Source organism: Pricia sp. (genome assembly GCF_041745955.1).
Lineage (GTDB): Bacteria > Bacteroidota > Bacteroidia > Flavobacteriales > Flavobacteriaceae > Pricia.
Genome location: NZ_JBGTHY010000014.1, coordinates 1 through 9665 on the forward strand (window position 1 = coordinate 1; position 9665 = coordinate 9665).

The 9665-nt window shown below is 44.1% G+C and carries 10 protein-coding genes and 2 pseudogenes; 6 read left to right on the forward strand and 6 right to left on the reverse strand.

All coding sequences use genetic code 11. From position 1 onward, the window contains the following. Together ACEW8S_RS00495 and ACEW8S_RS00500 are read left to right on the forward strand one after the other, a co-directional pair. Positions 1-624, forward strand: a pseudogene (locus ACEW8S_RS00495) (alpha/beta hydrolase); the annotation flags it as partial. A 46-nt stretch (positions 625-670) separates the two neighbouring features. After that, complete coding sequence (locus tag ACEW8S_RS00500) at positions 671-1330, forward strand: DUF1684 domain-containing protein (protein ID WP_373516236.1); 660 nt, start codon at positions 671-673, stop codon at positions 1328-1330. A gap of 62 nt (positions 1331-1392) precedes the next feature. Here the strand turns inward: ACEW8S_RS00500 and ACEW8S_RS00505 are convergent, their stop codons facing one another. The 5 genes from ACEW8S_RS00505 to ACEW8S_RS00525 all read right to left on the reverse strand — a co-directional run bounded on the left by ACEW8S_RS00505 (position 1393) and on the right by ACEW8S_RS00525 (position 5469). Then, positions 1393-2487 carry an outer membrane beta-barrel protein gene (locus tag ACEW8S_RS00505; RefSeq protein ID WP_373516237.1) on the reverse strand — a complete coding sequence of 365 codons (1095 nt, stop codon included), beginning with the start codon at positions 2485-2487 and terminating at the stop codon, positions 1393-1395. Positions 2488-2605: 118 nt separating this feature from the next. Further along, on the reverse strand, positions 2606-3838 hold the full coding sequence (locus tag ACEW8S_RS00510; RefSeq protein WP_373516238.1) for an ammonium transporter: 1233 nt from the start codon (positions 3836-3838) through the stop codon (positions 2606-2608). 26 nt (positions 3839-3864) lie between these two features. Then, positions 3865-4203: a P-II family nitrogen regulator gene (locus ACEW8S_RS00515; RefSeq protein ID WP_373516239.1), complete on the reverse strand. Its 339-nt coding sequence runs from the start codon at positions 4201-4203 to the stop codon at positions 3865-3867. 317 nt (positions 4204-4520) lie between these two features. Further along, positions 4521-4895 (reverse strand): fluoride efflux transporter CrcB, encoded by a 375-nt coding sequence (gene crcB / locus ACEW8S_RS00520; protein WP_373516240.1) that lies wholly within the window; start codon positions 4893-4895, stop codon positions 4521-4523. A 385-nt stretch (positions 4896-5280) separates the two neighbouring features. Beyond that, positions 5281-5469: a hypothetical protein gene (locus ACEW8S_RS00525; RefSeq protein WP_373516241.1), complete on the reverse strand. Its 189-nt coding sequence runs from the start codon at positions 5467-5469 to the stop codon at positions 5281-5283. Between the two features lie 185 nt (positions 5470-5654). Between ACEW8S_RS00525 and ACEW8S_RS00530 the strand changes: the two genes are divergently transcribed. After that, positions 5655-6041, forward strand: a complete 387-nt coding sequence (locus ACEW8S_RS00530; RefSeq protein WP_373516242.1) for a hypothetical protein — start codon at positions 5655-5657, stop codon at positions 6039-6041. A 206-nt stretch (positions 6042-6247) separates the two neighbouring features. On the opposite strand, the gene ACEW8S_RS00535 is transcribed toward ACEW8S_RS00530, so the two are convergent. Further along, a complete protein-coding gene (locus tag ACEW8S_RS00535) occupies positions 6248-7312 on the reverse strand; it encodes a branched-chain amino acid aminotransferase (protein ID WP_373516243.1) in 1065 nt (354 codons plus the stop codon). Between the two features lie 135 nt (positions 7313-7447). Between ACEW8S_RS00535 and mnmD the strand changes: the two genes are divergently transcribed. The 3 genes and pseudogenes from mnmD to ACEW8S_RS00550 all read left to right on the forward strand — a co-directional run. Then, positions 7448-8107 carry a tRNA (5-methylaminomethyl-2-thiouridine)(34)-methyltransferase MnmD gene (mnmD, locus tag ACEW8S_RS00540; protein ID WP_373516244.1) on the forward strand — a complete coding sequence of 220 codons (660 nt, stop codon included), beginning with the start codon at positions 7448-7450 and terminating at the stop codon, positions 8105-8107. Positions 8108-8227: 120 nt separating this feature from the next. Next, positions 8228-9208 carry a TIGR01777 family oxidoreductase gene (locus tag ACEW8S_RS00545; RefSeq protein ID WP_373516245.1) on the forward strand — a complete coding sequence of 327 codons (981 nt, stop codon included), beginning with the start codon at positions 8228-8230 and terminating at the stop codon, positions 9206-9208. 310 nt (positions 9209-9518) lie between these two features. Further along, positions 9519-9665 (forward strand): annotated as a pseudogene (locus ACEW8S_RS00550) (nucleotide exchange factor GrpE); the annotation flags it as partial.

Below are 9665 nucleotides of genomic sequence, written 5' to 3' on the forward strand. Positions count from 1 at the left end.
AATAACCTGCTTGACGAAATGTTGGAAATCTACCGCCCCTTTCGGGACACCGATTCGATAAAAGACAATCAAAAGACCTTAAAAAGAAGTAGACTCTTTAAGACCCGCAACCGTGACCAGACCGCCATATTATTCAAGGAGAGTTTGATCAAAGAGGATTATGTCTATTATTTGGAGGAAGACATACTGACCTACAACTACAACAATCTCGGATGGTGGAAGTACCAGATGGAAGAGATCGAAAAGTTTCTAAAAAATCCCGATGAACTTCAACAACAATTGGGCAAACGCCTCAACGGCTATGTCAACGCCCTGGTCGCCGATAATATCGATATCGTAAAATCAGGAGATCCGGTTGACGGGGAAGCCTTGAATTTTTTGTGGATGTTGAAGACCGTAATCAACCCCAAAGACTATGCGAGTTACCTGAATATCATTTCCTACAACGCCAAGGTCGACGATGCGAGTACCGCCCTTTTCTATTTGGAAGAACTTTTAAAGAATGGATATACCGATAGGGCGGAACTCTACGATCTCGCAGACACCGCCTTGCTGCGCCTTACCTCGGAATTCAATGACATTGTGGCGAAATATTTGAACGAAGCCCGATACGGGTCAGATTAGGATTGGATTTATTTCTCTGCGGCTTACAGGGAAAAAATAAAATACGATGAAACCAACTTTATGTATAGGTCTGATAGTAATTCTGATTTCAACCGCCTGCAAGGAGAAAAAAATGTACCACGATGTCGAAAAGGAGGAAACGACCGATGCTCCGACCGATGCGCTGGCCGATATCCTTGAGTTCCAAAAAGAGCTGAACGAAGAATTTAAAGATCCAGAAACCTCTCCGCTACCGGACCGTTACCGAAAGGATTTCGAAACCTTAGATTTTTTCGCGCCCGATACTGCCTATGTCGTCGAAGCCAAATTTGTACGCACCCCTGAAGCCCTTCCCTTTTTAATGCCTACTACCACCGATAGAAAGTCCAAAGAAGTCGTTTATGGTATCGCCCACTTCGAGCTGAATGGCAAAAAGCGACAGTTGGAAGTCTATCAGAACGAAGAATTGATGCAGCAGTCAGCATATCGCGATTACCTGTTTCTTCCTTTTTCCGATGAAACCAACGATACCGAGACCTATACCGGAGGCCGGTATATCGACCTTCGGATCCCGGAGGGCGATATCATCCGAATTGATTTTAACAAAGCGTATAATCCCTATTGTGCGTACAACAAAAAATATTCATGTCCGATTGTGCCGTCGATAAACGCGATGGACACAGCAGTTAGGGCGGGGGTAAAGGCTTTTGAGCCGGAGGGAAAATAAAAAACCCCTGTCAACGTGGGGCTGACGGGGTTTTCTAAGTTTAATCACCTAACTAAACTTTTTTAGAAGGAGTAGATGGCGGCAAGAACAAAGGATGATAAGCTCTTTTGCGCCATCAAATCGCTATCCGCAAAATATTCTGATTCGTCGGATGCGGTATCTAGTCGTAACTCTGGTTTAATCATTAAATTTCCAATCGTCGCACTGCCTGTTAACGTCACGGCAAATACGCTGGCATCACCATCGGCAGCGTCAACACCAATCGCGCCGAATCCGTCAGTTTCCATAAAATATTCACCCCGCAAACCGATGGTGAAATTTTCGGAGGTGGCGTATTGTGGATATAAAGCCGCACCAGCAAAATTCCCAATACCTTCGTCCCCATCAAAATAGGCTGCGTTAATTCCAAGGAAAAAGGAATCAGAGAGGTCGAATCCCCCCGTGTAATCTATTTCATAGGAGCCATTGTCAATCAAAAGATTAAGATATTGTCCGCTGTATCCCAATTGTGCACCGTACGCGTATTTCCCGGTAAGGTTCAGTTCCGTTATATCGGTCTGGTTCATTACGGCCAACATCATACTAAAATCTTCCGATAAAGTGAAATCAGCTTTTAAACCTGTATGGCTGAATGGACCGTAAGAAAATAGGTAGGAGGTACTGTAATTAAAATTGGCAACCGGTGAGATTACCTCATAGCCCAAAAAAGTATTGAAGTTGCCCAAAGTTAATTTTACGTTATCGGATACGTTCCAATATCCATAAAGTTGGTTGACGATATTACCGGTGGCCGAATAGATCGGGGAAGCAAAAATAGCATCGGTACCTCTAGGTCCGAACACCAAATCGGCAACAAAGCCTGCTTTTTCACCATCATAGCCCACGATTAAATTGGCCATTCCCAAGGCAAAGCCCGGTAAGTTAGCGAACGATGAACCTGGAGCGGCATTAGGCGCCCCTGTTTCCTCATCTGCACTGTTATCCCCATTTAAGTTTGCACGGTAATAGGCATCAATTGAGCCACTAATAGTGAATTTTGGCTTCGTGTCTTCATCTTCCATTTCTTCCTCCTGCGCAAAAATCGTTGAAGTCGAAAAGAGAATTAATCCCAATAAAAAGAGATTTTTTATGTATTTTGTATGAATAATCGTTTTCATAAGTTTTGATTTTAGTTATCCACCGTACGGCGGATGATTATTTTGAGTGATTGAAATCTGAAAGGGTTATAAAACGGAGCGTTCTGCAAAACGCTCCGTTTACTTTTTATGGTATACTTTAATCGCTAGTGAAGTCCGGATAGGCATCCATACCGTGCTCGTGAATATCGAGACCTTCGACTTCCTCTTCCTTCGAAACCCGTATTCCCATAATGGCTTTTAAGGCGCCTAAAATGAGCAAGGAGCATACGACACAGAAAACGCCGACGATCAAGACCCCATAGAGTTGGACCAAAAACTGGTCGCCCCCGGCCTTCGATCCGAAGATTCCCACGGCCAAAGTGCCCCAGATACCGCAGATCAAGTGAACTGTTACCGCACCTACGGGATCGTCCAATTTGAGTTTATCGATAAGGGCTACACCGAATACGATTATAAGACCTGCCAAAAAGCCTATTACAACGGACTCGTTGGGCGACATAAGGTCTGCGCCCGCGGTAATACCTACCAAGCCTCCCAAAATACCATTAAGGAACATGGTCAGGTCCAAATTTTTGTACATAATATAGTTCAATAGCACGGCGCCCATACCCCCGGCGGCCGCGGCTAAACTTGTATTGACCAAGACCAAGGAGGTCAGTTCGGGATCTGCGGAAAGAACCGATCCGCCGTTAAAGCCGAACCAGCCCAACCAAAGGATCAATACCCCTGCGGTCGCCATGGGAATACTGTGACCGGGAATCGCTTTGGATTTGCCGTCATCCCCGAATTTACCAAGACGTGCCCCTAAAAGTGCGATGGCGACCAATGCGGCCCATCCACCAACGGAGTGTACCAAGGTAGAACCTGCGAAATCGTAGAAGCCCCAGGCATCCAAAAAGCCGCCGCCCCATTTCCACGCCCCAACGATAGGGTATACCAGTCCAACATAAAAAACCGTGAAAATCATAAAAGCGCCGATTTTCACCCGTTCCGCGACCGCACCGGATACTATGGTAGCAGCGGTTGCCGCGAACATACCCTGAAAGAGAAAGTCCGTCCACCAGGTGTAGCCTCCATCGGCATATTCCGGGGTCATTCCGTTTTCGGGGGCATCGATTCCAAAACCTGCGAAACCGAAGATTCCGGAAGAGCCTTCTTCAAAACCGGGATACATGAGATTGAAGCCCCATGCATAGTAAAGCAGTAGTCCCGCCGTAATAATGAATATATTCTTGAATAAAATGTTTATCGTATTTTTTTGTCGGGTCAGTCCGATTTCCAAAAAGGAAAACCCGGTATGCATGAAGAACACCAGAGCGGTGGCGATCATCATCCATATATTGTTTGCTGTAAATAATCCTGCGTCCATTTTCTTTAGGGTTTAAGGGTTGGTTTTTAGTTGATTCCTGCGTGTCCGCTTTCCTTGGTCCGTATTCTATAAGCCTCGATGACCTCGCTAACGAATATTTTGCCGTCCCCGACATTGCCCGTTGAGGCGACCTCCAAAAGGGTGTCCACCGTTCTCTTCACAAAATCGTCGGACACCACAATGGATAGGTAACGTCTTTGGATATCACTTGTACTATAGGAAATACCCCTGTACACGTGTCCCTGTTTTTCATTTCCCACTCCCGTTACGTCCCAATAGGTAAAGAAGTTGACCTCGATGCGATGCAAGGCCTCTTTGACCTCGTCGAACTTGGATTTTCTGATAATTGCCTCGATTTGTTTCATTTGCTTGATTTATATTAAGATGCCAAATATATGTTAATAATAAATCAACCCACAAAAATTAGGGGGGTATGGATCAATTTTTATTGTTATGATAATATTGACCCTAAAATTTTTGGGGTATAGGATTTTAAATAGGATTAAATGCATAATTGAGGACTGCGAATTGGCAGAAAGGAAAAACAAATCGTAAAATTGTGAAATATTAAATGTGAAGAATGGGCCGATTTTTAATGGCACCCACTTTTTAGTCGCCTTCAGGCGATTTCAAAGACATCGGTTTTTACCAATGGCAGTTTGTTTTGATAATGAATAGGACTTCAGGCCATTTTTGCCATCCAGAGGCCGAAGGCTACGGCGGCTATGCCCATAATGATACTCGCCATCAGATAAAAGGAGAAATGAAAAAGTTCGCCAGCGGTTAACAGGGCGTGTTTTTCGAAGGCAAAAGTGGAAAAAGTGGTAAATCCCCCGCAGAAACCGGTGGCCAGTAGTAAGGTCTGGTTTTCGGAGAGGTAATCGCCCTTGACCGAGAGGCCCAATATAAAACCGATGAGCAGACAGCCCAGAATGTTGACCAAGAAAGTACCGAGGTAAAAAAAATGCGTGAAATAGGTGTTGAAAGACTTCGAGACAAGGTATCGCAGTACGCTTCCTATTCCGCCCCCGATAAAAACGAGCAACCATTGTTTCATCGGTGCAAATTAAGAAAATAAAATAGCTATCCTAAGTGCATTTAGGTGATACCGCAGCAGCGTAATTGCTCCAAAGGCTTAAAAGTAGTGGTTTTAAACCGCCTTTTTTAATTTGGAGGATAGGTTTTGCAACCGATAAACCTTTGAGGAACCGGATTTAGAAACGGTCTCATTTGATTTTTTCCGTCCGTTCGATATTCCCGAAAGACTGAAAACCATGAAAATGGCATTGGCCCCAACCAAGATTAGAAGTATTGTAAAAAAACTTAACATGTGTTTGCCCCTTTTTGTAACAACGCAAAAATACGTTATTTGTTATGATATACGACAGAAACTTAATTATTGTCGTCACCAAATGCGATTTTTTTACTCGCAAGAATTTTGATTAGGTTTTGAGCATGTATTTAATAAGGAACAAAGTGAGAATAAACGCTATAAAAGCCATGGCGACCCACTGTACCCCCTTATAATTTTTTATATGCAGCTTTTTATCCTTTTTATAGGAAAAAACTATGATGACCGTGAAGCCGATCGCAAAAAGTAGGGCGAAAATGATTTGTCCGGTGCTGAACATGAAAAATGGATGTTTCAAGCAAAATTAAGGTTTTCAGGTTTGATTCGGAAAGAAGTTGTCCCTCTTCAGGAAGAAGTTGTCCCGCTTCGGAAAGAAGTTGTCCCTCTTAAATTTCGATTGGGGTATAAGCCCTTATAGCCCGAAAGGCTCAGAAACCGTAAGTTTGTAAAAACATAGCTACTTCAATGAAAGACAAATTAGGTTCGGTAGAGCAATTTCACAGATTATTCGGGATGGGCGTTTCAGAAACGATGTGCGCCGATTTGGGTGCCGCAAAAAACAAGCTTCGTTTCAACCTGATGGACGAGGAAAACAAGGAATACCTTGAAGCCGCCAACAATGATGACCTGGTCGAAGTGGCGGATGCCTTGGGCGATATGCTCTATATTCTATGTGGTACGATTCTCGAACACGGCATGCAGCACAAGATCGAAGAAGTCTTTACCGAGATCCAGCGCAGTAATATGAGCAAATTGGGCGCGGACGGCAAACCGATCTACCGCGAGGACGGTAAGGTCTTAAAAGGGCCCAATTATTTTAAACCGGATATTTTGGGCGTATTGGAGCGATAAAGTGATGTATCTGTTTCATCCCTTTAAATACCCAATAGTGACATTGGAAGGTAAGACATGGGACACATTGGAAGGTAAGACATGGGACCTGGCATAAACAACTATTTGCCTTATATCTTAATTGTACAATATAAGTTGTTATGGTCTTACTTCATAGCCTTAAATCAAATTTGGGAATCTTGGCTTTTATGGATAACTATCCGTTTTCAAACCCCATATCGCCATCCAAAAGGATCCTCCGCACGATTGTACTGAATATCGATGATCCGTTTTTTGAGCTGCGAGGCATACGGGTTTTCGAGTTCGGGCAAGTCATAATCCTTTTCGCGATATCCAAAAGTTGCGATGGGCGATATCACGGCCGCGGTGCCTGCGCCGAACATTTCTTTTAAGCTGCCGTCTTTCGCGGCATCGACCACTTCTCCGACGCTTATTTTTCGCACTTCGGTGTCTATGCCCTCGTCTTCCGCGATTTCTAGGATGCTTTTACGGGTTATACCATCCAATATACGGTCGCTGATCGGCGCGGTGATCAAGGTGTCGTTGATACGTACGAATATGTTCATAGCCCCGGCCTCCTCGATGAATTCGTGGTTGTGGTCGTCGGTCCAGATAACTTGTTGATATCCTTTGTTTACGGCCAGTTGGGTCGGGTAGAACTGACCCGCATAATTACCTCCTGCCTTGGCAAAACCAACACCACCGTTGGCCGATCGGGAGTATTTTTCCTCGATGAGCACCTTTACCTTTCCGGAAAAATAGGACCCGGACGGGGCGAGGCAAATCAAAAACTTATACGCGTCGGCGGGCGAGGCGTGGAAACCTTTTCCCGTGGCGAATATAAATGGTCTGATATATAGGGCGCTTCCCTCTTTATTGGGTATCCAATTCTCATCTAATTTTATAAGGCTTTTTAATCCTTCCATAAAATATTCCTCGGGCAGCTCGGGTATGGCCATCCTTTTGGCCGAAATGTTCAGGCGATTATGGTTTTCAAGGGGACGGAAGAGCCAAATTTTTTCATCGGCATCCTTATAGGCCTTCATCCCTTCGAAAATGGACTGTCCGTAATGGAAAATCTTAGAGGAAGGCTCCAAGCTGATGGCTTGATAGGGCATAATTTTGGGAGTTTCCCAGGCACCGTTCCTGTAATCACAGACCAACATATGGTCGGTAAACACGCTTCCGAACGTCAAATTGTCGAAATCTACTTGGTCTATTTTCGATTTTTTTGTTTTTTCGATACTGATATTTTGAAAGGTCGTCTCCATAATTGTGTTTTGAAGGATTAAAATTACACATTCTTGACAATCCCTTCTTCTTTTTTCGTTTAAAAATTTCCAATTTTGCAGAAAGAATAGAGGTTTCCATCTAAACGGATAATCTCTTAAACGCACTACTTTTTTTTGAAACGTAAGATAATCTTCACCGCAGACGGTTCCACCACCATTCAAATCGAAGATTGGGATGAGCAATACCATTCCAAACACGGGGCGGTGCAAGAAGCCTATCATGTTTTTATCGAACACGGACTCTCCCTGTTCCCCGATCGAAAAATCGCCATTCTGGAAATCGGTTTTGGTACTGGCCTTAATGCTTTCATCACGTTGTTGGAAGCCAGAAAACGCACTATTTCGGTGCATTATACCGGGGTAGAAGCGTATCCCGTTTCCGATACGGAGTTGCAACAACTCAATTACGTATCCGAATTGAAAGCGGAAGCCTATACCGCTCATTTTCTGAGGATGCACCGTGGCCCATGGGAGAAGGATATGGAAATTTCAAAGAATTTCATCCTACAAAAGCAAAAAAAGGATTTTTCCCTTATCGATGATACAAACCGATACGATCTGATTTACTTCGATGCCTTCGGTGCCCGGGTACAACCCGAACTGTGGACGGAGGCCATCTTCTCAAAAATGTACTCGGCTCTAAAAAAAGACGGTATCCTGACCACCTATGCCGCAAAAGGTAGCGTACGCCGCGCCATGCAAGCCGTCGGTTTTACCGTTGAACGCCTGCCCGGCCCGCCCGGAAAACGCGAGATGTTAAGGGCAAAAAAATAAACCGTCCTTCGCCAAACGCCATTGGCTATGCGCCATACCGTTTAACATACCCTTAGGCAATACTGTTAAATCCGAATTAAACCCTAATTACTTGGTACTTAGAAGGCCTATCTTTGAACTATGAGAATTTTGATTACAGGCGCAACAGGACTGGTCGGCAGAGAAATCGTAAGGCAATGCCAAGATCGGAACATATCGGTCAACTACTTGACCACCAGCAAAGACAAAATCGTTACCAAACCGGAATATCATGGATATTACTGGAATCCTGATTCGGGGGTTATCGATGAAAAATGCTTTGAAGGCATTACCGCCATTATCAATCTGGCCGGGGCAAGCATTTCGAAAAGATGGACAACCAAATATAAAAAGCAAATCCTCTCAAGCAGGGTAAATACACTTCGCACCTTGCACAGGGCGATTAAAAAACAAAAGACCTTAAAACCTGAAAATTACAATGCGATAACGGCGTTTGTTTCTGCCTCTGCCATAGGGGTATATCCCGATTCCCTTTCAAGTTATTATACCGAGAACGAAAAAAAAATCGACGATAGTTTTTTGGGCGAGGTCGTTGAGGTCTGGGAAAAGGAAGCCGATGCTTTTCATGACTTTGATTTCAGCGTCGCTAAAATTAGGATAGGTCTCGTAATGTCATCAAACGGCGGTGCTCTGCCCGAAATGGCGAAACCGATCAAAAATTACGTGGGTGCCGCTTTTGGCACTGGGGAGCAATGGCAGTCATGGGTCCATAGTTCAGACCTTGCACGTATTTTTCTCTTTACCTTCGAAAATGGGCTAACAGGGATCTATAACGGCGTAGGCCCCAATCCCGTTACGAATAACCGATTGGTCAAAGAAATTGCCAAGGCGGTAGACAAACCTTTGTTTCTTCCCAATATCCCTAAATTCGTAATGAAGACCATTCTTGGCGAAATGGCCTATCTTCTATTTGCAAGTCAAAGGGTCAGTTGTAAAAAAATCGAGGAGGAAGGCTTTATCTTTAGCTACCCCAATGTCTGCGTGGCTCTCGAAAAAATCTACGGAAACGGGCAAAATGAAAACGCTTCGGAAGTTGTCCATACTAAGGAGTATAGTTCTTAAAGAAACCCGAACTAAAATATAGCATTTCGAAAGCATTCCAATTTTGGGGTGCTTTTTTTATCGACCCCTCATCTACGATCGTTCAGAAGATGGGATCCTGCCAAGTGCAACTGCCCACCGTCCACTTCTTTTTATGCCATTTTGACATTTTCACCGAATTGGCAGTACTTTTGCCAGCTTAAACATCAGTATTCAAGAATTAAAAGGCAAGCATACAAGAATTAAAAGGCAAGCATACATGAGTGAAAAAGATATAACGGAGGAATTTGACGGACAGATGGAGGAGGATTTGTTGGATGCCGAAACGGAGATGGAGACGGACATGGAGTCCCCTGAAATATCCGAACAAGACGAACTTACCGAAGAAGAACGGCTGCGTGAGGATTTGGCCAAGGAAAAGGATAAGTTTTTACGCCTTTTTGCGGAGTTTGAAAATTTCAAGAGACGCACATCCAAA

Excerpts from the sequence above, each read along its gene's own strand:
- ACEW8S_RS00500 (WP_373516236.1), top strand. The coding sequence starts at position 671 with ATGAAACCAACTTTATGTATAGGTCTGATAGTAATTCTGATTTCAACC.
- ACEW8S_RS00535 (WP_373516243.1), bottom strand. The coding sequence starts at position 7,312 with ATGGAGACGACCTTTCAAAATATCAGTATCGAAAAAACAAAAAAATCG.
- ACEW8S_RS00510 (WP_373516238.1), bottom strand. The coding sequence starts at position 3,838 with ATGGACGCAGGATTATTTACAGCAAACAATATATGGATGATGATCGCC.
- crcB (WP_373516240.1), bottom strand. The coding sequence starts at position 4,895 with ATGAAACAATGGTTGCTCGTTTTTATCGGGGGCGGAATAGGAAGCGTA.
- ACEW8S_RS00505 (WP_373516237.1), bottom strand. The coding sequence starts at position 2,487 with ATGAAAACGATTATTCATACAAAATACATAAAAAATCTCTTTTTATTG.
- ACEW8S_RS00515 (WP_373516239.1), bottom strand. The coding sequence starts at position 4,203 with ATGAAACAAATCGAGGCAATTATCAGAAAATCCAAGTTCGACGAGGTC.
- ACEW8S_RS00525 (WP_373516241.1), bottom strand. The coding sequence starts at position 5,469 with ATGTTCAGCACCGGACAAATCATTTTCGCCCTACTTTTTGCGATCGGC.
- ACEW8S_RS00545 (WP_373516245.1), top strand. The coding sequence starts at position 8,228 with ATGAGAATTTTGATTACAGGCGCAACAGGACTGGTCGGCAGAGAAATC.
- ACEW8S_RS00530 (WP_373516242.1), top strand. The coding sequence starts at position 5,655 with ATGAAAGACAAATTAGGTTCGGTAGAGCAATTTCACAGATTATTCGGG.